19 protein-coding genes and 1 pseudogene are annotated in these 26,586 nt (G+C 42.9%); 9 read left to right on the forward strand and 11 right to left on the reverse strand.

What is annotated here, in order from left to right; translation table 11 throughout:
* The first annotated feature begins 119 nt into the window (after positions 1–119).
* Complete coding sequence (locus EQO05_RS16050; protein WP_240664763.1) at positions 120–476, forward strand: type II toxin-antitoxin system HicB family antitoxin; 357 nt, start codon at positions 120–122, stop codon at positions 474–476.
* A 93-nt stretch (positions 477–569) separates the two neighbouring features.
* Here EQO05_RS16050 and EQO05_RS14530 read toward each other — a convergent pair whose 3' ends face one another.
* A complete protein-coding gene (locus tag EQO05_RS14530; protein ID WP_128507727.1) occupies positions 570–1,490 on the reverse strand; it encodes a site-specific DNA-methyltransferase in 921 nt (306 codons plus the stop codon).
* Between the two features lie 310 nt (positions 1,491–1,800).
* On the opposite strand from EQO05_RS14530, the gene EQO05_RS14535 reads away from it, so the two are divergent.
* Entirely contained in the window at positions 1,801–2,433 is a 633-nt protein-coding gene (locus tag EQO05_RS14535) for a ThaI family type II restriction endonuclease (protein WP_128507729.1), read from the forward strand.
* On the opposite strand, the gene EQO05_RS16240 is transcribed toward EQO05_RS14535, so the two are convergent.
* Positions 2,422–2,601 (reverse strand): DNA methyltransferase, encoded by a 180-nt coding sequence (locus EQO05_RS16240; RefSeq protein WP_370273879.1) that lies wholly within the window; start codon positions 2,599–2,601, stop codon positions 2,422–2,424. The two genes, EQO05_RS14535 and EQO05_RS16240, sit on opposite strands and share 12 nt — an antisense overlap.
* Before the next feature lie 39 nt (positions 2,602–2,640).
* Here EQO05_RS16240 and EQO05_RS14545 point away from each other — a divergent pair, with 39 nt between their 5' ends.
* Together EQO05_RS14545 and EQO05_RS16245 are read left to right on the forward strand one after the other, a co-directional pair.
* Positions 2,641–3,033 (forward strand): hypothetical protein, encoded by a 393-nt coding sequence (locus tag EQO05_RS14545; RefSeq protein WP_128507733.1) that lies wholly within the window; start codon positions 2,641–2,643, stop codon positions 3,031–3,033.
* Positions 3,017–3,181 (forward strand): hypothetical protein, encoded by a 165-nt coding sequence (locus EQO05_RS16245; protein WP_128507735.1) that lies wholly within the window; start codon positions 3,017–3,019, stop codon positions 3,179–3,181. Before EQO05_RS14545 ends, EQO05_RS16245 begins: the two co-directional genes overlap by 17 nt.
* A gap of 154 nt (positions 3,182–3,335) precedes the next feature.
* Here the strand turns inward: EQO05_RS16245 and EQO05_RS14555 are convergent, their stop codons facing one another.
* Positions 3,336–3,644 (reverse strand): nucleotidyltransferase family protein, encoded by a 309-nt coding sequence (locus EQO05_RS14555; RefSeq protein WP_128507737.1) that lies wholly within the window; start codon positions 3,642–3,644, stop codon positions 3,336–3,338.
* 654 nt (positions 3,645–4,298) lie between these two features.
* Between EQO05_RS14555 and EQO05_RS14560 the strand changes: the two genes are divergently transcribed.
* On the forward strand, positions 4,299–5,807 hold the full coding sequence (locus EQO05_RS14560) for a serine--tRNA ligase (RefSeq protein WP_128507739.1): 1,509 nt from the start codon (positions 4,299–4,301) through the stop codon (positions 5,805–5,807).
* A 512-nt stretch (positions 5,808–6,319) separates the two neighbouring features.
* Positions 6,320–6,925, forward strand: coding sequence for a 30S ribosomal protein S3ae (locus EQO05_RS14565; RefSeq protein WP_128507741.1), 606 nt, complete (start codon positions 6,320–6,322; stop codon positions 6,923–6,925).
* Positions 6,926–7,284: 359 nt separating this feature from the next.
* Here EQO05_RS14565 and EQO05_RS14570 read toward each other — a convergent pair whose 3' ends face one another.
* Positions 7,285–9,684, reverse strand: a complete 2,400-nt coding sequence (locus EQO05_RS14570; protein WP_128507743.1) for a DNA topoisomerase — start codon at positions 9,682–9,684, stop codon at positions 7,285–7,287.
* A gap of 663 nt (positions 9,685–10,347) precedes the next feature.
* Here EQO05_RS14570 and thiC point away from each other — a divergent pair.
* Entirely contained in the window at positions 10,348–11,634 is a 1,287-nt protein-coding gene (gene thiC / locus EQO05_RS14575) for a phosphomethylpyrimidine synthase ThiC (protein ID WP_128507745.1), read from the forward strand.
* 195 nt (positions 11,635–11,829) lie between these two features.
* Here thiC and EQO05_RS14580 read toward each other — a convergent pair whose 3' ends face one another.
* Positions 11,830–12,744, reverse strand: a complete 915-nt coding sequence (locus tag EQO05_RS14580; protein ID WP_128507746.1) for a DUF2156 domain-containing protein — start codon at positions 12,742–12,744, stop codon at positions 11,830–11,832.
* 270 nt (positions 12,745–13,014) lie between these two features.
* On the opposite strand from EQO05_RS14580, the gene EQO05_RS15695 reads away from it, so the two are divergent.
* Entirely contained in the window at positions 13,015–13,167 is a 153-nt protein-coding gene (locus tag EQO05_RS15695) for a hypothetical protein (protein ID WP_164888582.1), read from the forward strand.
* Between the two features lie 94 nt (positions 13,168–13,261).
* Here the strand turns inward: EQO05_RS15695 and EQO05_RS14585 are convergent, their stop codons facing one another.
* The 4 genes and pseudogenes from EQO05_RS14585 to EQO05_RS14600 all read right to left on the reverse strand — a co-directional run bounded on the left by EQO05_RS14585 (position 13,262) and on the right by EQO05_RS14600 (position 21,794).
* A complete protein-coding gene (locus EQO05_RS14585) occupies positions 13,262–13,669 on the reverse strand; it encodes a DUF3303 domain-containing protein (protein ID WP_128507748.1) in 408 nt (135 codons plus the stop codon).
* 482 nt (positions 13,670–14,151) lie between these two features.
* Positions 14,152–14,436: a YkvA family protein gene (locus tag EQO05_RS14590; RefSeq protein WP_128507750.1), complete on the reverse strand. Its 285-nt coding sequence runs from the start codon at positions 14,434–14,436 to the stop codon at positions 14,152–14,154.
* 573 nt (positions 14,437–15,009) lie between these two features.
* Positions 15,010–20,760: a tetratricopeptide repeat protein gene (locus EQO05_RS14595; RefSeq protein WP_128507752.1), complete on the reverse strand. Its 5,751-nt coding sequence runs from the start codon at positions 20,758–20,760 to the stop codon at positions 15,010–15,012.
* Positions 20,761–21,263: 503 nt separating this feature from the next.
* A pseudogene (locus tag EQO05_RS14600) lies at positions 21,264–21,794 on the reverse strand (O-acetyl-ADP-ribose deacetylase).
* A 319-nt stretch (positions 21,795–22,113) separates the two neighbouring features.
* Between EQO05_RS14600 and mtaA the strand changes: the two are divergent.
* Entirely contained in the window at positions 22,114–23,133 is a 1,020-nt protein-coding gene (gene mtaA, locus EQO05_RS14605; RefSeq protein WP_128507754.1) for a methylcobamide:CoM methyltransferase MtaA, read from the forward strand.
* Between the two features lie 313 nt (positions 23,134–23,446).
* Here mtaA and mtaB read toward each other — a convergent pair whose 3' ends face one another.
* Positions 23,447–24,832: a methanol--corrinoid protein co-methyltransferase MtaB gene (gene mtaB / locus EQO05_RS14610; RefSeq protein WP_128507756.1), complete on the reverse strand. Its 1,386-nt coding sequence runs from the start codon at positions 24,830–24,832 to the stop codon at positions 23,447–23,449.
* 13 nt (positions 24,833–24,845) lie between these two features.
* Positions 24,846–25,628: a methanol--corrinoid protein MtaC gene (gene mtaC, locus EQO05_RS14615; protein WP_128507758.1), complete on the reverse strand. Its 783-nt coding sequence runs from the start codon at positions 25,626–25,628 to the stop codon at positions 24,846–24,848.
* Between the last annotated feature and the right edge of the window lie 958 nt (positions 25,629–26,586).

Genomic DNA, 26,586 nt, shown 5'->3' on the forward strand with positions numbered 1-26,586 from the left:
CAGCCTGGCAGATTTTAGATTTGCCTAAAATGCCTAATGGCGAAAAAATAATCTATATCAGAAATTTTAGCCGGCGTTCGTAAGAGAAATCTTTTATAACCCTTCGGAAATCTCTTAATATGGAAGAAACATACAGGTTTTCAGCCATCGTTCATAAAGAAGGAAAATGGTATGTCTCGTGGTGCCCTGAGCTTGATATCGCAAGTCAGGGAGAAACGATTGAAGAAGCTATCGAGAACCTGAAGGAGGCAATAGAACTCTATCCCAAAATGAGGATATCCATATCCTGCGGCCGGGCGGGTTTTCACAAAACTGTAGGGACCTTTGTTCTAAATGAGCTCATCCCAAAACCCATTTTCATTCTCAATTATCAGAATTTTCTGAATTGCTTTCATTATCTGAAACTCGATTGGTCACTTAAAATGCGGAAACCGAAGAAGCAAATTTTGAGTTTTGGGATCGGCTCATCAAGATAGGAGATAAATTTTTTTCCAATTTAATATTTTCTGTGGAAAAATTATTTCAAATTTCGTAATTATTAATGTTTCTAATCGGCATATTAAAGATAATTAATTGTTGGTAAACATTCCTAAATCTTTTTGAGATATATGTGATTCTATTCTATCCTTAGCAATATTGCAGTACTCTTCAGAAATTTCATATCCAACGAATTTTCTATTGGATATTAAAGCAGCAATTGCGGTAGTGGCTACTCCCATAAAAGGATCAAGAATAATATCATCCTTGAAACTATACAATTGTATGAGCCGCCTTGGAAGCTCAATTGGAAACGGTGCAGGGTGCTTTACTTTTTTAGCAGATTCTGTGTTGAATTCCCACACACTTTTAGTATATTCCAAAAATTCATCTCTTGTAATTGTGTTCTTTTTTCCAGTGGGGTTTTCTCTCTTAAAGTTATCCTTCGAAAATACCATAATATATTCATGTGTATCTCTTAAAACCGGATTAGAAGCTGATTGCCAACTGCCCCAAGCACATGATCCACCCGCGCTTGCGCCTTTTTGCCAAATTATTTCTCCCCTCATAAGAAATCCAATATCATGCATAATTCTTATGATTTCGGAATTCAGAGATATGTATGGTTTTCGACCAACATTGGCTATATTCACAGCCACTCTACCACCAGTTACAAGAACACGATACGTTTCCCGAAATACGGTCCTTAGAAAATCAAAATAATCATCTAAACACAAATTTTTGTCGTATTCTTTTCCTACATTATACGGTGGTGATGTTATCATAAGATGTACACTACAATCTGGCAATTCTTCCATTCTCTCGCTTGACTTACAAAGGATCTGGTTAATATACTCATCTGGTACTAAATTCTCAAAATATTTTTCACTTTTTCCTGAAATATTTGTACTTGAATATATGTTAGTGCTGTAAAATTTACTAGAATCATGATTCTGTCTTTGAGATACACCGAAGGAACTTGTTTTCGTGCCTAATTTGGTAGAAGATTTCATATTAATTCCTTATCAATTCGAGAAATTTTCTGAATTTTTCTCATTGTCAGCTTCTTTACTGGAAATTTTGATTATTGTGCGATTATGAAATATATAACAATATTTATTAGTTTTTTCTTTTTAACATTCACTAATTTAGTATAACAAAGTCCTTTTTCAGTTCTGTAGTAAAATCTGAGTGTCTTAGCAATATATAGATCGTCATAATAGTTAGCAGTTATTTTCTTGAAGAAAAAGTGTTTTCTTTTAGAACCTGAATACTTAAGGGGACCAAAAAACTTATAAAGTTATTTCTGATAAATACGTATTGATGGCGAACAACGATTATATAAGCAAAATTTCCAAGGATGATATATTAGTTTCTAAAATAAAGGTACTTTTGCCGAAATTGTTTCAAATCGCAGAAATTGAGAGTTCTAGAGCTGGTAAAATAGGTATGGAAGTTGGCACTATTCGCGAAAGAATTATTGTAGCGATGTTGATACATAAATTTGGTAAGGAGAAAATTTACACACAATTACCTGCTACGGAACCGGAAACTGATGTCATTCTCGATGGTAACGAAATTTCGATAAAGACAATTACAGGAAATGGCGGCGTTAAAGCAGTGTGGACTGTAGATGCCAGCAAAGCTAATGAATTTATAGAAAATTATACTCCTAAATGCGATATTATTTTAGTAAAAATATGTTGGGGTACTAATGACGGCGGTTTTTTCTTAATTCCCTTATCCGTACAGAAAGAGACTTTGAGAATGTTGAATAAGGGTTACTTAAAAATGCCAAAAGCTGGAACTAATCCCCGTGGAGTTGAGTTTAGTAAGAATGCAATGGATAGAATGCTGTCACATAGAGATACAATGAGAATACAAGTAAATTGGGAGAAGGAAAAAATAGAATATGATAATTATGCAAGATGGGTTGATTATTGGTCAATGAAATGAGTTTAGATTGACATTTACACGCGACTCTTTCCTTATTCTTTTTCGGGTAAATTGGCAATGTTCTTTACTTATATCGTAGCAAACAAGTCTGCTATTTGACCGCAATGTAGCAATAGCATTTGTGCCGGCACCCATAAATGGATCAAACATGATTTCGTTCTCGAATATGTATCTTAATACATCTTAATGATAGCTCAATAGAATACTGTGCATTTTGACATAAACGAAATAAAAATTACTTCAAAAAATTACGATGCAGTTCAAACTTATGCTATAATTGAACCTGAAGATGAAGAAGAAGTGCTTAATTGGATATCTGAGCCTATAAGCACTTATGTGTATGATGCCGGTATATTCTCAAATGAATTTAAAGAAGGAAAAACTCTAGATTCTGATGAACTGATACAAAAATTAGACCTGAAATATAAAAATACTCCTAAATTTAAAGAAACTATAACTGAGCTAATACAAAGACCGACTTTACTATCTAATGCCATCAAAGAAAAATATGGATATAAGTGTATGATCTGGATATCCAGGATTTGTGAAAAAAGATGGAGAAAAGTATGCAGAAGTTCACCATATGATAGAGCTAAATAGAAAAGCTCCAGAAACACTTCAGAGCTGGAATTTGCTAGTTGTTTGCCCACTTTGTCATAAGAAGCTTCATTACGCAGATGTAAAATCAGATTTTTTAGATCCTGGATGGAAAATAACGATTGATGGCCAAGAACATATTATTAAGTAAATTTATTCAGTGTTACAAAATTAACTTTCAACGAAATTGTTTTTTATCGCCGCAAAAATCATTGAGTTCCACCCGTAGACGAATGTTTTAACATATCAAAAGTATCAAGAATATCCTGCAAAAATTTAGTAAGACCTCTGATCTTTCTTGCAAGTCATAAAGATACCACTTCATTGAGAACACGTTTTCCAACGTTGGGTTTAAGCCCTGTCCTGGTAACAAGGTCTACTTTCACTCCCAGCAGGTCACTCAGATAATACTCAAGCTCGATATATTTCAGAAGACCAGGTGTTTCATCAAATTCTACCAGAATATCAAGGTCGCTGTCACTCGTTTGTTCCCCTCTTATATATGATCCAAAAACTCCGAGATAGCTTACGCTGTACTTATCTCTGAGTTCAGGCAGGTGTTGCCTGAGTATCCTTATGAAATAGTCAGCATCTTTAAGTTGTTGGGAAGGCATTTTTATTCTTCTTTACTCTTCATTGATGGGTAACTGAACTCTTGATTTTCTCGTCTTTACTTCCAGCCTATAAATACTATATCGATGTATAATATATAGCCTGTTACAGTGCATATTTTTACTTCTATCTCAACCTCTATCTTCTCTCGTAAACGCCGGTCACTTTGTGACCGTAAACGCAGCCTGGGGTTCTATTGCTGGCTGCTTCTGTTCCGGCGCGAGGTTAAAATTTCAATCTAGCTTTCTGAAATGAAGGTACTTTTAAGATAGTATCTAATCAATAACTGACGTCACAAACTATATATCTTATAAATATCTACTAAAATAATATAATTTAAAAGAATTAAACTAATTGTTAGGCAGCTATCTATTTTTTCCAGACGCTAAATATTTAAATAGCTGGTCAGGTTTTTATGTAGATGACACGAGTATTAATGGGTTACAGATAGCTGTATCTAATCCTGTGTCTGAGTTACAGGCGACTACTTTGAAACTATAATTTTTAATGTCCTGAAACTCGATATTCTCAATCCGAATTGCGCATATTCGCTATAGAATAGGCATTTATATTAGAAACAGGATTTTAGACTCTGTTTACATCCTTATTTCAATTCACAATTACAATATTCAATATAATTAAAAGAGGCTTAAACTTTGGAATTACAGTTCAAACTCAAGGCTTATTTTAAAACAAGTGCAGACCCCACTCCTGCAAAGGACGTTATAGCTGCGCTTTTCGAAGAGGCAAATAAGACCCTTCTCACAAAAGGGGCGCCTGAAGGGCAGGGAGCAAAGGTTACGGAATGGAAGCTCGGGGAGGACAGGATCGAGCTTGCGCTTGAATCCGGCAGGTATGTCAGGGTACATGACGCTGTCCTCCGGCTCAGGAAACAGGTCGCTGAGGCGCTCGGAAAGAAATATAAGATCGGGATTCGCGGAATTGAGGTTGAGTCCTTTGTCATTAAGGTGCCGACTGAACATGAGCTCAGGATGCTGAAAGTGCCCTACATAAAAGGTATGGAAAACATTGAAGGCGGGATTCAGCTTGAGCTTGAAGTAGGGGAAGCTGAGATGAAGAACCGGGTTCCGGACAGGATTCTCACGCTCCTTGAAGAGAAGATCGAGGCTTCGCAGTACGGGGCAAAGGCTGAGCACTGGAATTTGCTCTGGCAGAGAGAGCCGATGGAGCATACTTTCAAGGAAGACCCGACCCAGGCAATGATGAAAGAGGGCTGGCTCAAGCGAGGGGCAAGCCGCGGGCAGTGGATTCACGGGCCGCAATCCACAAGGCTCTTCAGGGCTTTTGAAAAGATTGTCCTTGAAGAGCTCCTTGAGCCGCTCGGATACAGGGAAATGATTTTCCCGAAGCTGGTCACCTGGGAAGTCTGGATGAAATCCGGGCATGCCAAGGGCGTATATCCTGAGATATATTATGTATGCCCTCCTCAGACAAGGGACCCCGACTACTGGGAAGAGGTCGCCGATTATTACAAGGTTACCCATGAAGTGCCCACGAAACTCATCAAGGAAAAAATCGGAGAGCCCATCGGAGGCATGGCGTATGCGCAGTGCCCGCCTTTCTGGATGTACCTGACAGGGGAAACCCTTCCGAATGAGGAAATTCCTGTAAAAGTCTTTGACAGGTCAGGCACTTCCCACAGGTATGAGAGCGGCGGAATTCACGGGATCGAAAGGGTGGATGAGTTCCACAGGATAGAAATCGTCTGGACCGGGACAAAGGAAGAGGTCATAAAATGCGCAGAAGAACTGCATGACCGCTATATGCATATCTTCAATGACATCCTGGACATCGAATGGAGAAAAGCAAGAGTTACTCCCTGGTTCATGGCACAGGAAGGGCTGCTCGGGCTTGCCGAGGAAAACACGGTCGGAACAACCGATTACGAAGCCTGCCTGCCTTACCGCGGGCCGGATGGGGAATGGCTTGAGTTCCAGAACGTGAGCATTAACGGAGACAAGTATCCCAAAGGCTTCAATGTGAAACTCCAGTCCGGAGAAGAACTCTGGTCAGGATGTTCCGGAGTCGGGCTTGAGAGGTGGGCTGCAGTCTTCCTTGCGCAGAAAGGGCTTGACCCTGCAAACTGGCCTGAGGAATTCAGGAAAAGGGTAGGCGAAATGCCGAAAGGTATCCGCTTCCTTTAAATTTTTTCTTTAAGTTTTCCTCTAACTTTTTTCCCTAACTTTCTTATTTCTCCTTTTTACCCAATAGGCAGAAAGCGTTTCTGACCGATTTATTTATATACTGAAATGATATGTATAGTGAGCCATTAACTAGTTAGATGCCGCTAATTTCTGAGAATTTCTGGCAATTTTCCGGATCATATTTTTGATTATCAGGAGCCTGTAGCTGCCGGAAGATAGGGGACGGGTCAAGGTTCGGAAGCCTGTTGAAGCTCGGAAATTTCATCTTGAAAGGGAAACGCTAGTGCCAAAAGCACTACAAACTGCGCCGGACAGCGCAAATTCTGTGCAAATGCGCTGAAGGTCATTCACGCTCATTGATTAAGGAGAAAGCTCATCCGGGCATCCGGAAGAAGAAACTGAAAGGCTTGAGGGCCGCAGGACAAACCAGCAGCATGATAAAAACTGCACAAAAATAATACAAAAACATATAAATAACATAATAAAAATGAACATCACTTCGGAGGAATCACTTGGCAAGAAAGAAAGTACAGAGAAAGCTTGACGGATGGAAATCCAAGGAATGGTATAATATTGAAGCCCCGGTTTACTTAAACAGGGCTATTGTCGGTAACACTATGGCAGGAGACCCTTCCCTGCTCTTAGGGCGCAATATTGAAACCACTGTTGGAGAACTTACCAACGACATGACCAAGAATAACACAAAGGTCATCCTCAGGATCAATAATGTCGTGGGAGATGTCGCAACCACCGATCTCATGGGTCACGAACTCACAACTGATTATATTCGTTCAATCGTGAAGAGGCAGACCTCAAGGATCGATGCGAATATCGACGTTAAAACCAAAGACGGCTATGTCATCCGTGTAAAGCCCACCTGCTTCACCATTAAAAGGGCACGCTCAAGCCAGATCCAGGCCATCAGGGAAATGATGGTTGAGATCGTCAAAAGGCGCGCATCCGAATCCGATTTCGAGACCTTTATGCAGGAAGCAATCCTTGGCAGGCTCTCAGCAGCCATTTACAGGCAGGCCAAATTCATTTACCCGCTCCGCAGAGTCGAAATCAGGAAAACCCAGGTCGAAACCGTGCCTGCACCCGCACCTGCAGCAGCATAATTTCGTTCCGTTTTAAATCAGGAAGCAGGAGAAAATCCTTTCGGATTTTCTTATCTCTTTTCTTAGTCCCTTTTCTAATTCTTTTAGTGCAGATTTTTTAAAATTTCCTGTTGTCCGGAATCCGGAATCAGCAATTTCCTGATCTTTTTGAATCCGAACTCTACAACCACATAATAGCAGAAGGACCAGACTTGAAAAAGCCCCATGCTCCCGATGCAGAACCAGGGAAAAAACCCTGCCTGCGGAACTAAGGAGCCTCGATTCTACACTTACTTATTCTTTTTCAGCCCTTTTGCAGCCGATACTTTTGAGTTTTTCCCTCTTACAGGGCTTGCGGTTGAGTCTGCTGTCAAATTTGCCTATGAGCTCGTTCTATTTACCGAGGCTTTTTCCTTCCTGATTCTACTCTCGGTTCGTGTGCCTGGCTTTTTCCAGTATTTCATGCCTTCCTTGCAGCGTCGGTTTACACAGAAATCTTCTTCAGGGCTTTCATCACCTTCTTCTTTTAACCTGAACAGTTTCCAGCCGCAGCTCTCGCAGGTCCTGTCAAGAAGGGTTAATTTTCCGTTTTTGGGGACTGAATGGGTGTACCCGCAGCGTTTTGTACAGCCGAGGAACCGGGAGTCTTTGAAAGCTATCAGGAACATGCTTCCGTCACACTCCGGGCAGGGTCCTACCGTCTCGGGAGGGTAGCATTCCTTTTCAAGGTCGCAGGTAAAGCAGGGGCCTATACCCACAGCCCAGTTATACTTATTTCCTACTTTCAGGACAGCTGCCCCTTCCTTCTTACATTCCTTACTCCTGAGTACGGTCAGAGCCCCCGCTTTTGGCAGGGGATAGGAATTCCGGCAGTCAGGATAGCCTGTGCAGCCCACAAAACGCCCCGAGTCCGTCTGCACGATCCTGAGCACATGCCCGCAGGCTTTGCAGGTTCCTATGTAGTTTTTCTTGTCTTCAAGGGCGGCTTCGTCCTTGATCGTGCCTGCTATGCTTGAGGTCAGTTCCTTTTTATTTGCTTCAAGCTGGGCGTACATCTCCCGGATCAGGGCTGTACCCTCATCAAGAGCGGCTTCGAACTCTTTTTTCCCGTCTTCGACTTCTTGAATTAAGGCTTCGATTTTTGCCCTTATATCCGGCCTGACAAGAATCGGGACAGTCAGAGAGAGCCCTTCCATAAGGGTAAAGCCTGTATCCAGAATAGAAACCGTTTTTCCTTTTGTCTCGAAATACCCTCGTTTCTTATTTGTTTCAATATGAGTCGGAGCTGTTGCCTTTGTCCCGATTCCGTTTTTGTCCATAAGGGTGAGAAGTTCGGCTTCGGTCAGCTTCTTTGGCGGGCTGGTCCTGGACTTGGTATTGCTGAGCTTTTTTATGCCTGCTTTCTTGCCTTCCTCCACAAACGGGAGAAGCTTATCCTTTTTGTTTTCGAAGGGATAGGCTTCAAGCCAGCCTGAATCCTTGAGCACGGTTCCGGACGAATCAAAAGGCTCTTCCTTCACAAGCAGGTGGAGATGGGTTTTTTCGAAAACGGCTGCAGGCATAAGGTTTGCCAGAAAGTGCCTTGCTATAAGGTCATAGACCTCTGGAGCCTGAGGAATGTTTACCGCAGAACTTATCTCTCCTCTTGAAGCCGCCCTGATCGGGTGGATCGGAGGGTGGTCGTGGGCATCTTTTTCCCCGTTTTTCGGCACAATCGGGGCTATAAGGATAGCTTCCGCAAAGGGCCTGTATTCCTTCTGGCGCGCAAAATCAAAAACAAGGGACTTGAAATCGAAGTCATCGGCGTACTTGTTTGTCTCGGTTCTGGGGTAACTGGTAAACCCTGCAAGGTAAAGCTGTTCCGCAGTCTCAAGGGCAAGTTCAGGGCTTATCCCCAGGAACTTGGAAGCCCGCTTCAGGAATTCGGTAGTATTTAAGGGATTAGGAGGGCTGGTTTTTGCTTCCTTTACCGTTTTCTTTGCAACGAGCCCTTCTTTTGCCCCTTTCAGCCTTTTGAAGATATCTGCGGCTTTTTCCTTATCATGGATATTTCCTGCCCTGTGAGTGCCTTCAAATTCCCCGCCTTCTGTCGAGAAAATTGCGGTTATTTTCCAGAAGTCCTTCGCCTGGAAAGCCCGGATTGTTTTCTCCCTTTCGTATACAAACCCGCAGGTAGGTGTCTGGCAGGGGCCGATTGAAAGCACATCTTTTGTTCTTGCCTTCTCCCTGACCGAAAGCGTAACAAACCGGGTAAAAGCGGCCCCCATTTTCAGGTCAAGAATTTGCCTGGCTTCGGCAGCCATTGCCATGTTGTAATCCGGGTCTAACAGGTTCTCAAAGGCTTTCCTTACCTCTTTTGGGGAGAGGGCTGAGAAACGAGCCCTTGCAACCGGCACACCTGTCACTTCCTCGGCAAGGGTTTTTGCCTCGAAGCCTATGTTTTCTCCTTCCCTGTCATAGTCGCAGGCAAGGACGATTTTATTCGCCCGTTTTGCAAGGTTTTTTACGGCTGCAGCGTAATCGGCTCGTGTTACGAGCTTTTCGGGGTCGACTCCGAGAAGTACGCCCGGGTCAACATCACTCCATTTATTATACTGTGCCGGGAAATCATAATTCATAATATGCCCGGATAGTCCCATTACCAGCCACTCTTCCCCTTTCCACTTGAATTCGTATACTGGCAGCCCTTCCACTGTGATTTTGTCAACCTCCCCTTCGCCCAGGATGCTGGCAATCTGGGCTGCTGCCTTATTCTTTTCTGCAAATGCGACAACTGTCATATAAAATACCTGACTCTGTTCTTGTGATAGTTTTGAGATATAAAATAGTACAAATAAGAAATACGTAAAGAAGTAAATGCCTGAAGGAATCTGTAGTAATGCGTAAAGGAATGTGTAGTAAATGCGTAAGGAGTATGTAAATGCGTAAGGGGTATGTAAATGCATGATATGATGCATAGGATGCGTAACAAAAATGTAGTTGACTACGCAACAGGTACATAAGGAAATACAGGAAAGGTTTCAATGCTTTCTTTTTACACGTTTTGTTTGCATTCTCCGGTTTAACGGTATTGATCCGGTCTCATTATACCATTATCTGTAAAAATCCTTCACTTAGAAAATAATTTTTGCATTTTCTCTTTCAATTTTCTTTCTGGAAATTGTACTGAATAATATGTCTACATTATTTATATATTTGTCTGTTTATACATAATAAGCGACTTCCCAGATGTGAAAAGATATATATCAGTTCACTGTCTGTTCTACTCTGCAAGACCGAAATACCAGATCTATCCTTATACCCGAATATTCCGATCGGACTGTCAGGTATGGCGGTTAGTTGCAGTTAAGCTTATTCATATCATCATTGATGTGTTTTTATCAATATATTTTAACTAATATAGAATTATAGGTGCCTCATTCACCTCACAATCTGGAGTAACAATGACACTGATGGAAGATGCAAAGAAGGGAATCATCACCCCCTCAATAGAAGCCGTGGCAAAAGCTGAAGGAATAAACCCTGAGACTGTCCGCTCCTGTGTGGCAAAAGGGTTGATAGCGATTCCCGTAAATAACAGGCGAGAAACCCTTCCTATCGGCATTGGCAAATACATGAGCACAAAAATCAACGCCAATGTGGGAACCTCAAGGGATTGTATAGATATTGACGCCGAAATCGAAAAAGCAAAAGCTGCCGAAGCTTTCGGCGCTCACGCCGTAATGGACCTTTCCACAGGCGGGAATCTGGACGAAATCCGCAACCGCATTCTCAAATCCGTTAGCATCCCGGTAGGGACGGTTCCTATTTACCAGGCTGCAGCTTCCAGGAAAGTTGTCGTAGAGATGACCTCGGATGACATGTTCAATGCCGTCCGGAAACATGCCGAACAGGGCGTGGACTTCGTCACCGTGCACGCAGGGGTCAATCTGAACTCCCTTGAGCGCCTGCGGCAGGGTGACAGGATAATGAATGTCGTTAGCCGTGGCGGCTCTTTTACCCTTGCCTGGATGCTGCACAACGGGGAAGACAATCCCTTCTATGCTGAATACGATTATCTTCTTGAAATCGCAAAAGAATATGATATGACCCTGAGCCTTGGGGACGGCATGCGTCCCGGCTGCATCGCCGATGCCTCCGACCGCCCGAAGTTCATGGAATTTATCACACTCGGCGAGCTCGTGAAGCGGTCAAGGGCTGTTGATGTGCAGACCTTTGTGGAAGGGCCTGGGCATGTGCCTTTAAACGAAATCGAATTGAGCGTAAGAGGTATGAAAGAACTCTGTAATGATGCCCCTCTCTATCTTCTGGGCCCGCTCGTAACCGATATTGCTCCCGGCTTCGACCATATCACAGGCGCAATCGGAGGAGCGGTTGCAGGCATACACGGCACGGATTTCCTCTGCATGGTAACCCCGTCCGAACACCTTGCCCTTCCAACCCTTGAGGATATAAAAGAGGGTCTGCTCGTAACAAAGGTTGCAGCCCATACTATCGACCTTATAAAGGAAGGCCCCAGAGAGCGCGCCTGGGAAAAAGACCTTGCAATGGCTTATGCCCGCAGGGATCTTGATTGGGAAAAACAGTTCGAACTTGCAATCGACGGGGACAGAGCCCGCAAAATCCGGGACGCCCGAAGAACCGAAAGTGATACCTGCTCGATGTGCGGGGACCTCTGTGCTCTTAAAATCGTAAAAGAAGCTTTTGAGGAAAAGAAGAAGGAAGAATGAGTTTTTTCAACTCTTTTCTCTCTCCTGCTTTTCTTTTTAAATATTTTTAAATTTTATTAATTTTTTTAATTTTTTAACTATCTTTTAACTCTTCTTTCTAATTCTTTTTTAATCTTTTTTAATTTCTTTTTCATCTTTTTTAAACTCGTTTTTCTATCCTATTTAATTTTTTTTAACCTCAGCCGGTGAATAAAATTATGTGATAAATGGAAAACAGGTTCTGCGCCTGAGTGAATACACCTCGACCATATGGTGTGGACGATACCTCAGCTTTGCCTTTCTAAGCCCGTCGATGCCTAAATCACTTTCCCTGTTGATATACTTCACTTCCCTGGCAAGAACTGCTGCAGTTTCGGCATTTATTACCTTGTAGATTCCCTTATATTCAGGCAGCCCTTTCTCAAAATGGACCAGTGCCGTACTGGCGTTGAGTCGCTCAAAAAGAGAGATGGCTGCTACTTCCGAATTTACCCTTATCATAAGGCCTCGCAGTGGTAGTTCGGTGAAATGCTCGGTCGCGTAGGAGATCGCCTCTACTTCGTGGGCAAGGATGAGATTATCCTCACACTTTTTGCTCTCACACCACTTTACCAGGAACTCCATTATCTCTTCCCGGTTTTCGGGTCTTATCGGCTCGACCGTGTGCCGGTAATTTTTCCTGAACCTGTTAATCTGGCTCCTGATCTTGAGATATTTCTTTCCCGGAAGTTCCACAAGGTCAGAAGCCAGGTACACATACTCGAAATGATTCAGGTCCGGAACCAGCACGAGGTCAGGTTTGAGTTCTTTCATCCATTGTGCGGTATCAGGATCAATTATTATAAGGGGCTTCCTGTCGTCGCCTGTATCCATTGCCAGCCGTATTACCTCCTGCATGAGCGCAGGATCGGGGGGACCTATGGGCGGGTGCAACCGGGTTACTCCTGCGGCAGTGCACGCGAGAATTACGCTTCCGTTTACGTATGCGTACCGGTAATGCATAAAATGGTTCCAGCAGACCATGCTAGTGAAAGTGTTGTCGCTGTGAGTTTGCGGGTAAAGCGCATAATGCCGTTCGAAAAAAGCCCTATCTGCGAGCGTGACCGGTTTGAAATCTTCCTGACTTAGCATTTTAAACAAGACTTTCTGGTTTCAAATTTATTTTTACTGACAGGCACTGTATAGTGTCAGTTATTCTTACTTTCCAAATAATATAATTTTTACTAAATAATCTTCTGTCCTTCAGGATTTGCAGGATAGCTTACCTCTATAGATCAGATCAAAGTATTAATCCTCAGGCTAATGGAAATTCCATATCTCAGGATTAAAATCAGATAAATTCAGTCCTATCAAACCTGCTGGCGTTATCTTAATCTACCAGTTTAATAAAGGAATCGAAAAATGTCCGGGAATGAATTAAAACCTGAAAAAAGTGGAATAGAACCCGCCAGGATTGAAATAATATCCATAGCGAATGAAACAGGACTCATAGAGAACGGAATCGAGTCCGAGGATCGCAATGCTGATAGGTTCGAGAACGCCCTTGAAAAATGAAAAAGTATTTTTCTCTAACACCTTACCGTAGTCTGAATTTAAGATCCTGTCTCTACAGCAGATCCAGACAGGTTAAGGCAGTATCCTGCAGGCTTCACGTTACATCTTCTTGCTGGATAAAGGAATGCCGCTCAAGGTGTTCAATCCTTTTTTCCAGATTTTCGATTTCTTGCAGGATATCTTTCTCTGCACTTTCCCCTGCCTGGCTGGTACCGGGTGCTTTTCCTCCGGTTTTCTCGGCAAATTTTTGAGCCATTTGCATAAATTTGTCCAGTTTCATTACCGGAAAGGTCTCGAACCTGCACAGCCCAATAAAAGGCAGAACTGAAGCTGCATACGTTTTTTCATCTTCAGCTTCGTAAATTATGAACGTACGGTAGCCCGTAAGGTCGGTCCATTCATCGATTACCTTTATGCCCTTCGGATACTCATAGTTTTCATACAACTCCGTGATTTTCAAGGTGTCTTTCGGCTCCCAGGTTATTATGTCCATGAGCAGCATTTCATATACCCCCAAGTTAAAAATCGATCCGAATTCTGTTATTGATAATTTATCGAACCGGAATTGAATTAAAAAATACATCTGGCAAAGTTAAGTGTTGTTTCTCTTCAAACGGGCATATACTTTTAGGAACAAATATTCAGGAACAAATATTCAGGAACAAATATTCAGGAAAAAAGATTCAGGAAAAAGATTCAGGAAAAGATTCATGAAGAAAGATTCAGGAAAAAGATTCAGAAAATGTTTTAGTTTTTAATTTGTTTCCTGATTATTTTATTTTATTTTATTTTATCTTATCTTATTTTATCTTGTCTTATCTTATCTTATCTTATCTTATTTATCGGTTCATCTGAGAAAAATAATTATTTTCCATGTTTAGAATGAGAAGAAAATTTACAGGTTTTTAGTTTGAGTAGAATTGAAAACGAAGATATAGAAACTACATATATTTTAGAAAGTACACATATTTTCTGGCTAAAAGCTCATTTCCTTAAAACCTGGACGTAATTTTCTATATACACGTTCTTAGGTACTGTTTTTATTGCAATATATAAAAGAACGGGAACAATTACCATATCATCGAGAGATCCAATCACAGGTATAAAATCAGGTATTAAATCGACTGGGGCTAATGCATAGGCTATGGCGATCCATAATAGTATTTTTGAGACCCTGGGAGTTCGAGAGTCTGCATATATAAGCTTGGCTAGTTCTATGTACTTTTTTGCATTATTCTTTATTTCTTTTAGTTTCCGCATATCTACCATAGATACAGAATTGGTTGCTTATAAATAATTATCTGTATTATTAAAAGTATATAATCAGTACTACGTAGCTATTGAAGTTTTACTATCAATTTTTTATTTATCTTTATCATAGATTTTATGACAGTTAAATGTGCATCGAGAAAATTCAGTTGATGATATAAATGTGGAATAATCTTGGAATTAATTTATCGAGCGCAACTTCATAAAGTCGTTCCTGTAAATTATAAACTCATACTGTAAATTATAAACTCATACTGTAAATTATAAACTCATACTGTAAATTATAAACTCATACTGTAAATTATAAACGCATACAAAAATTAACTTTCCTTTTGAAACAACATTACAAAATGAATCTTCTTATTTTGAAAATTGCACCACTGGTATTGTATAGTTGCGTAAAAATTAGAAATACCTGTTACTCTTTACAGGTGCGAGGGTTAAGATTCAAGCCTTTATCTTTATCTAAACCCTTATCTTTACCTAAAAGGTCTTAATAACTAATACTTTGAAAAAAAGAGGGTTGAGGAAGACTCCTTCTGCCTCCAAGGAGCCTCTTCTCCAGCAAAAACCTTAGTAGAAATTTTCTTCGGAACGATTCTCATTCTGAATGCATTTTAAAGCTTCAAGTTTCCTTTTAGCATCTGCCATGTCGGGATAGAGGCGCAGGATTTCATTGAAGGTTTTTATGGCTTCTGCGTACCTTTCCATTTTTCCGAGGACAACTCCCCTGTAATTCATGGACTGGACATCACGCGGGTTTATCCTGAGCAGCCTGTCAAAGGCTCGCAGTGCATCCTCGTACTCTCCGAGTTTTGCAAGGGAGATTCCGAGATATTTCAGGGACTGCTCGTGCCAGGGGTTGAGGGCAAGGGCTTCCCCGAAAGCCCGGCAGGCGGTTTCGTAAAGTTTCTGTTTGAAGCAGACAACCCCTATATTATAGATCGCCTTGATATTTTCCGGGTTTTTTTCCAGCACAAGGTCAAAGGTTTTCAGGGCTTCCCTGTACATTTCAAGTGTGCAGAAAGCGACTCCCTTGTAGTTCAGGGCATCGAGATTATCAGGGGAAATATCAAGGATGCGGTCGAAATAGCCAAGGGATTCCTGCGTCCTGCCGATCTTGATAAGGGTCGTGGCTGCATTGTAGAGGGCTTCTTCATGCCTTGGGTTGAAAAGGGCGGCTTTTTCAAAGGCTCTCATAGCCGCTTCAGGGCTTTCGAGTTCCAGCAGGCAGAGGCCAAGGTAGTTCAGGCTTTCAGGATCTTCGGGGGAGGCTTCAAGCAAAACTCCAAAGGTTTCGGCAGCAGCTTCGTATTCTCCGAGGTTGAAAAGCGCAAGCGCGGTATGGTAGAGAGTTTCCCTGTGCGCCGGGTCGTGTTCCAGAAGCAGATCAAAAGCTTCAAGGGCTTTTTCATACTCCTGAAGCTCCATTCTGGCAATCCCGAGCCTGTAGCAGGCTTCAATAGAATCCGGAAAGTCAGGGGCAAACAGAAGCACTCTTTCAAGGTCCCGAGCTGCTTCCTCAAAGCGCTGGAGTGTGAAATTCGCAACTGAGCGGCTGTAGAGAACATTTACGTTCTCAGGGTCCAGGGTAAGAGCCGAACTGAACGCCTGGCAGGCTTCCTCGTATCTGTTCAGTCCGAGAAGGGCAAGCCCCATTTGCTCCCAGGCAGCTTCCAGGGTCGAATCGAGCTCTACAGCCCTTTCAAAAACTTCAATAGCCTGCTCGTTCCGGTCAAGCCCCCTTAAGGCAAGCCCTGCTACATACCAGAGGTCTGCAGCCTCCGGCTTTATTTCAAGGAGCTTTCCAAAAGTTTCAAAGGCGGCTTCATAGTATCCCAGTTTGAGCCGGGAAAGCCCCATTTTCTCCAGGGTATCTACCATTTCAGCATCGTTCAGTTTATCTTCCATTCCAGGGCTTTCTTTTCGGGTTTCTTCCCGATTATCTGTCCCCGTTGTTCTCTGTAATTCCTCCTGATTTTCTACCCCGTTTTCTCTCTCCAATCCGGCTTCATTCTCTTCCGGATTTTCCGGGTCAATTTCTCCGGGGGATCCGGTCTGATTTCCAGGGAAAGCTTGCTCGAAAGCTTCAAGGGCTTCAGCATAGTATCCCGCAGAAAACAGGATAAGCCCTCTTCTGTACCAGGCTTTTTCAAAATCAGGATAAAGCGAAAGAAGTTCTGAAAATGCCTCAAGAGCCTCTTCAAGTCTGCCGAGCTTCAGAAGCGCGACTCCTTTACCGTAAAGAACCCCTTTTGAAGCCAATTCACTCGTTGCAAGCTTTCCGAGCGGCAGGAGGGCTTCTTCATACCTCCTGAGTTCTATCAGGGAGAATGCAAACTTTTCAAGGAGCTCCCCAAAAGCCCCGGAGTTCTCGAAAGCCGGAATCTCTCCTGTATTTTCTGCCTGATCTTCTTCCCCGGATACCTCCGTGGCTCTGTTGTTGAGATTCTCAGCTTCAAGTTCAAGAAGCATGTTTACCGCAGAAACCGCTTCTTCCGCCTTTCCGAGCTCGAAAAGGGCAAGGGCTTTTTTATGCAGAACTTCCAGGTCGATCATCCCGGTTTTCAGGGCAGCATCAAAAGCTTTCACAGCTTTTTCATATTCCCTGAGCTCGAAGCAGGAAAGCCCTGCATAATAGGGTAAATCCGACTGCTGGCAACCAAGCTCTAGAGCGTTTTCAAAGGATTTTACAGCTTCTTCAAAGCTCCCCAGCCTGAAAAGGGCAATACCTCTGCAGTAGTGCAGATCCTCTTTTTTCTGGCAGTATTTCAGCGCTTCCTTATATGCTTCAACTGCTTCGTGATATTCATCAAGTTCGAAATGAGTATGCCCTTTTTGCTCAAGGGCGAAGGTACAGTCAGGCTTAAGTTTAAGCACGGAATCAAAAATCTCTGAAGCCAGCTTTACTTTACCACGGGTTTTCAAAATAAGCCCTTTTCTAAAAAGGATGGCCTTTCGCTCCGGGTTTCTCTTCAAAACCTCCTCAAAAAGCTCAAGGGCTTCATCGTACAGTCCCCGCCTGAAGCAGGTTGTGCTCAGGTGTGCGAGAGCCTCAATATCGGAAGGTTCTCTTTTAAGGACCTCTCTGAAACCTGAAGCCGACTCTTCGTATCTTCCGGACCGCAGTAAAGCAAGGCTTTTCATGTAAAGGGCATCAAGGTTTTCAGAATCGATCTCAAGCGCAGCTTCAAAAGCTCTTATAGCCTCTTCAAAATTCCCCAGTTCGAAGCAGGAAAACCCAAATTGATAACAGGTGTCCTTGTAGGTAGGGTCAGCTTCAAGGATTTTTTCAAAGGTCTCTATTGCCTCTTTATGTTCGTTCAGCTTTGAATGGGATATGCCCTTAAGATACCAGGCCTCTACAAAAAGAGAATTCTGTTCGGTAAGCCTTGAAAAAATTTCAAGCGCTTTTTCGTAAGCTTCCTGCCTGATAAACACAAGTCCTTTCCAGTAAAGTGCAGAAGAGCTTTGTTCAGAGATAGTTTGTTCAGAGATATTCCGCTCAGATATATTCTGTGCAGAAGCCTGTGCAGAAGAGCTCTTTCCTGAATCTTCAGCTATCTCTTCAAAAAGACAAAGGGCTTTCTCATCCTGTCCGGATTCGAAACTGGCAATCCCGAGTTCAAACTTTGCTTCCCGGTTGCAAGGATCAAGTTCCAGTATCCCGGAAAGAGTTTCAGCTGCTGCTTCATACCTCTTTAGCTGCATAAGGCAAGTTGCCTTTTTATTGAGAGCAGACAGGTCCCCCGGATCTATTTCAAGCACAGACTCAAGAGCTTGTAGGGCAGCTTCGTACTGTCTGGTTTCAAAGAGACAGAGCGCTTCATATTCGAGGGCTTCCTTCATTTCAGGGTTAAGGCGAACTGCGGAATCGAAGGCATGTGCTGCCTCCTCAAACATGTTCATCCTGTAAAGGCTGAGACCCCTGTAATACCAGAGAATCTCGGAATCCGGCTTTTCCTCAAGAGCGCCCTCAAAGGTCTCAAGGGCAGGGATATACCTTTTAAGCTGCATCTGTGCAAAGCCTTTGTAAGTCCGGGCATTGAGGTAGTCGGAATCCTCTATCTCATTACAGGCGGCGGCCAGTATCTCTTCATTACCAGGAGCTTCTATCTCATTATAACCCGGATTTTTTATCTCATCGTAATCGGACTGCTCTATACCCTTATAATCTGCATTCTTTGCAATTACCTCGTCAAAGGCTCTTATAGCCTCTTCAAAGCGTTCCAGTTTTATCAGGGCAAGCCCTTTTCTATACAGAGCTTCCCCGGATCCCGGTTTTTTATCCAGCACCTGAGCGAAAGCCTCAAGGGCAGTTTCGTATTTCCCGAGTTCCATTGCAAGTTTTCCTTTCCTGCACTGGATTTCCGGATTCTCGGGGGTTTTCACAGTAAGTTTTTCAAAGATTTCCAGGGCTTCTTCCTGCTTCCCCAGCTCCAGCCTCACAGTTGCAAGATTGTATAAAACCTCGGGATAATCGGGATTAAGAGTAAGGATCTTTTCAAAGCATTCCAGGGCAGCTTCAATTCTTCCAAGCTTGAGCAGGGCTTTTCCCCTGTTGTGAATGGAATCAAGATCTTCAGGGCTGATTTTAAGCACTTCGGCAAAGGCTTCACTTGCTTTTTCATATTCTTCCGCAGCCAGTAAAATCAGTCCTCTGTTTCTCCAGGCGTCCTCAAAGTCAGGCCTGAGCTTTACAGCTTCTTCGAAAGCCTCAAGGGCTTCTTCCGTTCTTCCAAGCTTTTCGAGTACGATGCCTTTTTTGTTCCAGCTTTTCTCAAGATACGGGTTCAGCCGCAGGCCTTCCTCAAAGGCGCTGAGGGCTTCTTCATAACGTCCCAGGGAATAGAGTGCAAAACCCTCATTCATCCAGCAGGCTTCATAATCGGGTTTAAGTTCTGTAGCTTTCTTAAGAGCCTCCAGGGCAGGCTCGAATTTTCCACTGTCAAGCAGAATTAATCCCTGCTGGAGCCAGAGCCTGTAGTTCTGAGGCTCTCTTTCAAGGCTCTGTGCAAGAGCTTCAAGTGCTTCTTCAAAACGGCATGACTTTATCAACAGAGTGCCTCTGAGCTTCTGAGCCTCAGTAAATCCGGGGTTGTGTTCAAGCATGGAATCGAGGGCTTTAAGGGCTTCCACATAATTTCCTGCCCTGGTAAGTAGGCGCCCCTGCTGGTACAGGGCATCCCCATATGCAGGATCCAGTTCGGCAACTCTGGAGAAAGCCTGTGCAGCCTCTTCGAGGCGCTGCAATTTAACGAGAGCAAGAGCCCGATTGTACCGGATATCCTTCTTATCGGGATAAATCTCAAGCACTGAGTCAAAGGCTTCGAGGGCTTCTTCATAGACCCCAAGTTTCATCAGGGCAAGGCATTTGTAATTCCAGGCTTCGAAATAAGCCGGATCCAGCCTGATGGCTTCTTCGAAAGCCCCTATCGCATCATTGAGCCTCAGCATGTGGATCAGAGCAGTGCCTTTCCTGAGCCAGATCTCTTTATTTCCGGGATCGAGTTTAAGGAATTTCGAGAACGTTTTCTCAGCGTCTTCATAGCGGGCAAGTTCGCTTAAGAGCACTCCCCTGTGGTAGAGGGCAGTCTCACTGGCAGGAAATTTTCTTAAAAATGCGTCAATACATTCCAGAGCTTCCTCATTCTTCCCGAGCTTTGTCAGCGAAAGACACCTCTGTTCCAGGGCGTCTTTATGCTTCGGGTTTTCCCTGATCAGAGAGTTGAAGCATTCAAGGGCTTTTTCATATTCTTCAAGCTTTACATGAACCAGCCCTTTTGCATAGCAAGCATCTGCATTTTTCGGGTCGGTTTCAAGTATGTGCTCGAAGCATTCCACGGCTTCTTCGTAGTTGCCGGCTTTTCCGGCTACAGTCCCCCGGGCATGCCAGGCGGCTCCGCATCCGGGATCAATCTCAAGCGCTTTCTCAAAACAAAGAATTGAAGCTTCAGCCCTTTCCAGTTCGGCAAATACAAGCCCTTTCCGGTACCAGACTTTTGGATTTTCCGGATTTATTTCAAGCGCGCGGTCATAAGTTTCCAGAGCCGCTTCAAATTCTCCAATGTTGTCCAGAGCAATTCCTTTTTTGTAGAGGGCATCTGGATTTTCTGGCTCGAAGTGCAGGACCTGATCAAAAGAGTTGAGGGCTTCTTCCGGCTTCTCAAGCTTCAGCAGGGCGAGTCCTCTGTTAAAAAGAGCTCCTGTATGATCTGGAGCTTTGTCCAGGATCTTATTGAAAATATTAATCGATTTTTCATACCTTTTTTGTCTAATCAGGCCCAGGCCTCTCTGAAAGGCTTCATCGTGATTGATAACCAACTCCTCCGATCCTTTTTTCTGCTTTTATTCCCGCACTTTCCAGTTATATTGGATTTTTAAATATGCTCATGCTCTTTTCAATTATATTGCGGCATCTTTCTAAAGTATTATCCTGATTTATTCAAATTATATTTTCAAGTTCAAATGATTCCGGATATAAATATAGGTTTTTTGCCAGGCTTTAATAAAATTTTTCCCCTTTTTCAGTTTTCAAAGTTTCTGCGAGCTTTTTCCCTCTCTCGCCATTAAAAGCTACTTTGAATAATTTATCTGAGCTAACAACCAAATTAAATGCCGAATCCGGAACAGGATTGTTATCATTATTAATTTTTATTCAGAATCTAATCTCCTAACATTGTATATAAACGATCCTCAATTATTGAACGTGGGAGAATAGTTTAAGATTCTGTTTTAAAACGGTTCTGAAGAGTCTCTTTAATGAACCTAATAGTATCCTTTCATAGTTATAATAAGAAATAGAACTATAAATTTCCTAAATTCATTTAAACTCCAGAGCTTTCTGACAGTGCTTCCTGAAGATGACGGCATGCGTCTTTATTGAAGCAGACAGGGAAAACTTTTTCAGGTAATTCATTTTCCAGAAGAAACTTTCTTATTTCAGAAACTGCAATTCCGGCAGCCCTTTCTGAAGGAAAGTTATACGCTCCTGTGCTTATGGCTGGAAAAGCAAGGGTTTTTACGGTATATTCCCGTGCAAGTCAAAGGCTCTTTCTGTAGCATGAAGCCAGTAAATCATCCTCTCCTTTCCGGCCTCCCCGCCATACAGGGCCGACAGTATGTATTATCCATTTTGCAGGCAGAAGGTACCCTTTTGTAATTTTTGCTTCTCACGTAGCACAACTGTTTAAACCCCTGCATTCTTCCAGCAGTCCAGGCCCTGCAGCTCTGTGGATCGCGCCATCGACCCCTGCACCTCCAAGGAGAGTCGGGTTTGCGGCATTTACAATTGCATCGACTTTCAGTCTTACGATATTTCCCTGGATTATTCTTATCCTGTCCGAAATATGTAACATGCTTTATTCTTTTACTTTGGTTTCTTTATATTTTATTCGATTTTTATATTTTGTTTGAGGTCTTTTCTAAATTACTATTCCCAAACAATCATATAGCATAAAACATAGATTATATTATTCAATCCGGGCATGGGGATTTCGGTTTACCGAAGGCGGTTATTTGCCTGTAGCGGAAACTCCGAATTTTGATACGCCTTAAAGGGGTTCTAACATCTATATTACTGCTTATCTGAAAGATTGGCAGTACCTAAGAATAAGCAAGGCTAAAATAAACAACGCCACAAATTTCTAAATTGAAACTTAATATGGGGAGACAATTATGACTGATATGACACTTAGGGAGAGGCTTTTAAACGCGCTGGAAGGGAAAGAAGTTGACAAAGTACCTGTCTGTTCCGTAACCCAGACCGGAATTGTTGAGTTAATGGATGAAGTTGGAGCTCCCTGGCCGGAAGCTCACTCTGACCCTGAAAAAATGGCAAAACTGGCAATCGCAAACTATGAGCTCAGCGGGCTTGAAGCTGTAAGAGTTCCTTACTGCCTGACCGTACTTGCCGAAGCCATGGGTTGTGAAGTGAATATGGGTACGGTTAACAGACAACCTTCCGTTACTGCTCATCCTTATACTAAAGATCTGGAAGGTTTGAAGATGCCTGAGAATCTGCTTGATATGGGCAGAATCGGGGCTGTACTGGATTCAATTAAAATCATAAGAGAAAGAGTAGGACCGGATGTGCCTATTATAGGAGGTCTGGAGGGACCTGTTACTCTTGCTTCCGATCTGGCGAGTGTAAAATCCTTTATGAAATGGTCTCTTAAAAAACCCGATATGCTACGGCAGGTACTGGATTTTGCAACCGATGCCACAATAGCATATGCAAATTCAATGGTTCTTGCAGGAGCAGACGTTATTTCCGTTGCCGATCCTGTAGCATCTCCTGATCTGATGAGTCCGGATTCTTTTAAAAATGAACTGCAATCAAAGCTGCAGAGGTTTTCCTCAAACGTAGAGTCAGTTACAGTCCTGCACGTCTGTGGGAATGTCGCCCCTATCCTTGATTATATGGCTGACTGTGGTTTCGAGGGTTTAAGCGTTGAAGAAAAAGTCGGCAGTATCAAAAAGGCTAAGGAAGTGCTTGGGGACAGGGCAAGGCTCGTAGGAAATATCTCCAGTCCCTTCGTTCTGCTGCCGGGTCCGATTGACAAGATTAAAGAGGAATCGAAGAAGGCTATTGCCGAAGGTGTAGATGTACTGGCTCCTGGCTGTGGAATTGCACCTATGACCCCGCTTTCCCACATTAAAGCTATGGTCGAGGCAAGAGACGAGTACTACGCCTGAATGTTTGCACTCCTGAAGTTTATAGCAGTAAAAGCTATTTTATTTAATTTATTAATAATTTTTAATTTTTTTCATTTTTCTCGCTTTTTAAACTATATGCCTTTAGACTATATGCCGGATAGAGTTCTTTTTTATTGGGCTTCTAAATATATTTAATTATAATACCTTTTAGTTAAGATACTCTACAGACAAAAATGACATGATAAAACCACACATTAGAATTTTCAATATAATTCAATTTAGAGCCGAGAGCCGGGAACTAAATTCGGAATCTCTCAAAAAGAAAAAGAAAGAAAAAGGAGAATTGCCTTGATCAGAGGCCGTAGTTCTCCGGCTTGAAGACTTTGACTTCCTGTTTATACTTTGTAAGACAGTCACTCATGAACTGGTCTTTGTCGTCAGTAAGGCCCTCGAAAGCGGCTTTTGCATCTGCAAGGGCTTTAGCTTCGAACCTGGAGAGTTCAAGTTTTTTCTTCGCTCCTTCTTCAACAATGTTGATACATTCAATAGCTGCGTTCTTGGCGCGGAGGTAGATATCGTCTCCATTTCTGGCAATTGCCTCCCCGACCCTGTACGCGTTGTTGTACGCAAGCACATAGCCCTGTGCATCTCTGTTTATGTCAGAAGCCACAAACATATCTCTCAGGATCTTTTCGTTGCCTGAATTAAGGGCTACATTCATGAGAGCGCAGTCATAAGCAAGGGTCTCGGACCAGCACTGGACAGTTGTACCGCCGAATTCACCGTGGTATTCAACGGATTCGTTGGACCAGAGGTCACAGCACTGCATAACGAGGTTACCCATAAGGTCGGAGTGGGCACAGGTTGAAGTCTTACCTTCCTGAGCAATCGGGACACCTGCAATTGACTTTACAATGGTGTTCTCGTACCCGCAGTCCTTTCCAGGGCCGACGGCACCTGCTTCATAAGCAACGAGGGACCTGGCGGCAGAAATCGCCCTTGCAATAATTGCAAGTGTGTGGGCGAGGTTCTTGTCAAGCAGACCGCCTGCAATGAACATTGCAGTGTTTGCCTGGGCACAGTCTGTGTCACCGGATGCTATTACATTGTTCTTCTTTGCAACTGATGCGATATCCTGCCAGATCATTTCCATGTCCATGCTGCCGAGCACACCTATGCCGTAGAGTACTCCGGCCATATCGTTCCTCAGAATTGCATAGTCAAAGACTTCTTTCCCACCCATTGACTCAACTGCAAGCATGTCAGCCCCGTTCTGGGCACATTGTTCAAAGGCTTCCATAAAGACGCTGTACTTGTCGCCTCTTAGATCAAGGAAGTCCCTGGTCTCGCGGATATCACCGATAGTGTGGCGAAGTGCACACTTTATGCCGTACTCATCATGGTAGTCTTCCATGATAGTCTTCTGGGCATGTGCAACGGCTGCTCCCCAGTCAGGGTGGTTGGACATCTGCTGAACGTGTTCAGTTTCAAGCACCACAGAGGGAGCTCCGATTTGAACCATCCTTGCCATAATGTCGGTGGTGATTCTTTCATACTCTTTTATGAGCTTTTCTTTGGATGCGCCGGCTTCAGGCCTTGGGGCGTAGTTTACTTCGGGAGTTGTGTAACCGGCACCAATTTCAAGTCCCAGTCCGGTTTTTACTGGCGTGACAGATCTTCCGAAAACCATCTCATCTGCGCTTGAATAAGCCATTTTAGTACATCTTGTTACTGCCATCTACTCCACCTCCTCAGTGTCTATGGAATTTCTCCCTCAGTTTTACGATATTGTCCCCATGTGCCTTTACGAAATCGGCTATTTTAGCGGCATCGGCTGCTTCTTCACCGTAGACTCCAAGCTCATACTGGGACACGAAATCCTGGTTGACAGCACCGCCACCACATGCAAATGGAATCCTGTAGCCTTTCTCCAGAAGCTTGTCGTTAACTTCCTTGAATGCATACATGGTTGTGGTCATGAGGGCAGTACCTGTAAGCATCATGGGACTTTCTTTCTCGATAGCCGCTATTACTTCATCTACAGGGACATCTCTTCCAAGGTCCACTACATCATAGCCAGCTGCTCTCAGTAGTGCGGCCACAATGTTCTTCCCTATGTCATGCACATCACCTTCTGCAACGTGACAGACAACCTTTCCTTTGGTTTCAGGTGCTTTTCCTGCTTTCTCCTTAACGTAGTCGATGCCTTCCAGCATGGCATCAGCAGACATCATTACGTTTGGAAGGAAAATGACTCCCTCATCATAGAGCCTGGTGACCACTCCCATTCCAACCATCAGTGCATCATCGATAAGAGAGATTGGGTCCTTCCCGGCACTAATAGCTTTTTCCAGCCCCTCAACAACATCATCTTCTTCGCCTTCAAAGATGGCTTTTGCAATCGGGTATATTGTTGAATCCTTTGGGTAAAGTTCTTCTGCAGCATCTTCCGGTGTCATTTCCTTTTCCATTTTTACATTGTAGCGAACCAGAATACCACTGGGATCTATTTCTATCAAATATCTAACCTCCATTTTGGCATCTGAGGAGCAAACAATCCCTGACCATTCAAAAGGACCAGAGCAGGGCTAAAAAATAAAAATTCTTCCCGAAATAGATCTTAATATTATTCAGACCCCTACATCTCTATATTTCTTAATAGAGACCGCTAAATATGATCTAAACAGGTATAAAACCCCAAATTCTTCCCAATTTATTAAAGGGACTCCTAACTCCCCTTAATTTAATTGGAGTCCTATATATATAAAACTCACTGAGCAAGTTTAAGGTTCTAATACTGAACTGCAAACTCTTCTTCCGCTATCGTGTGGCTTTACTATTCTTATTATTATTGCTTTCAGGGAACTTTTTTGCTAACTTATGCCCAATTTAAAAAATATAATAGATTTTTTAGCAGCAAAGTCAATCTTAAAAAATATTCATTTTTTCGATCCTTCTTAATTTGATCACTATTGGAAACCTCTCCGAAAGATATATATGCCAGTAATGCGTTTAGCAGATCCCGCGATCTTGAAGGATCAGAGGACATTAAATCTATAGATTTAGCAAAAACATACTTTTGCTATTAAGTCTATAGCAAAAAATCATATTAATAATAAGCTTTATATACAGGAAATGCCTTGTATGTATCCCTCACAAAAACAAATTTGTGAGCGGTCGATACTCTTACGATCCTGAAATATCGTAATGATGGTTTCTCTATAGATTCAAACAAATTTTTATTTTGTCTGGAGTCTATGGGTGAAAAATTATCGAACGAGAAAGCTTATATATGAGAAATGCAATGTACGTATCCCTAACGCAAAAAATATGTTGAATGGGACAACACAAAGCTTTATATACAAGAAATACCTTGTATATGATCCTCACGCCTCAAAATTCAATGAGGTGTAACACAAAGCTTTATATACAAGAAATGCCTTGTATGAATCCCTCTTACAGCACGATTGTGTTGAAGGGAATAACACAAAG

The organism is Methanosarcina sp. MSH10X1 (assembly GCF_004099695.1).
Classification (GTDB): domain Archaea; phylum Halobacteriota; class Methanosarcinia; order Methanosarcinales; family Methanosarcinaceae; genus Methanosarcina.

Bases quoted from the DNA above. Each gene is read 5' to 3' on its own strand.
- EQO05_RS16050 (WP_240664763.1), top strand. From the start codon at position 120: ATGGAAGAAACATACAGGTTTTCAGCCATCGTTCATAAAGAAGGAAAA.
- EQO05_RS14530 (WP_128507727.1), bottom strand. From the start codon at position 1,490: ATGAAATCTTCTACCAAATTAGGCACGAAAACAAGTTCCTTCGGTGTA.
- EQO05_RS14535 (WP_128507729.1), top strand. From the start codon at position 1,801: ATGGCGAACAACGATTATATAAGCAAAATTTCCAAGGATGATATATTA.
- EQO05_RS16245 (WP_128507735.1), top strand. From the start codon at position 3,017: ATGATAGAGCTAAATAGAAAAGCTCCAGAAACACTTCAGAGCTGGAAT.
- EQO05_RS14555 (WP_128507737.1), bottom strand. From the start codon at position 3,644: ATGCCTTCCCAACAACTTAAAGATGCTGACTATTTCATAAGGATACTC.
- EQO05_RS14570 (WP_128507743.1), bottom strand. From the start codon at position 9,684: ATGACAGTTGTCGCATTTGCAGAAAAGAATAAGGCAGCAGCCCAGATT.
- thiC (WP_128507745.1), top strand. From the start codon at position 10,348: ATGACACTGATGGAAGATGCAAAGAAGGGAATCATCACCCCCTCAATA.
- EQO05_RS14580 (WP_128507746.1), bottom strand. From the start codon at position 12,744: ATGCTAAGTCAGGAAGATTTCAAACCGGTCACGCTCGCAGATAGGGCT.
- EQO05_RS15695 (WP_164888582.1), top strand. From the start codon at position 13,015: ATGTCCGGGAATGAATTAAAACCTGAAAAAAGTGGAATAGAACCCGCC.
- EQO05_RS14585 (WP_128507748.1), bottom strand. From the start codon at position 13,669: ATGCTGCTCATGGACATAATAACCTGGGAGCCGAAAGACACCTTGAAA.
- EQO05_RS14590 (WP_128507750.1), bottom strand. From the start codon at position 14,436: ATGGTAGATATGCGGAAACTAAAAGAAATAAAGAATAATGCAAAAAAG.
- mtaA (WP_128507754.1), top strand. From the start codon at position 22,114: ATGACTGATATGACACTTAGGGAGAGGCTTTTAAACGCGCTGGAAGGG.
- mtaB (WP_128507756.1), bottom strand. From the start codon at position 24,832: ATGGCAGTAACAAGATGTACTAAAATGGCTTATTCAAGCGCAGATGAG.
- mtaC (WP_128507758.1), bottom strand. From the start codon at position 25,628: ATGGAGGTTAGATATTTGATAGAAATAGATCCCAGTGGTATTCTGGTT.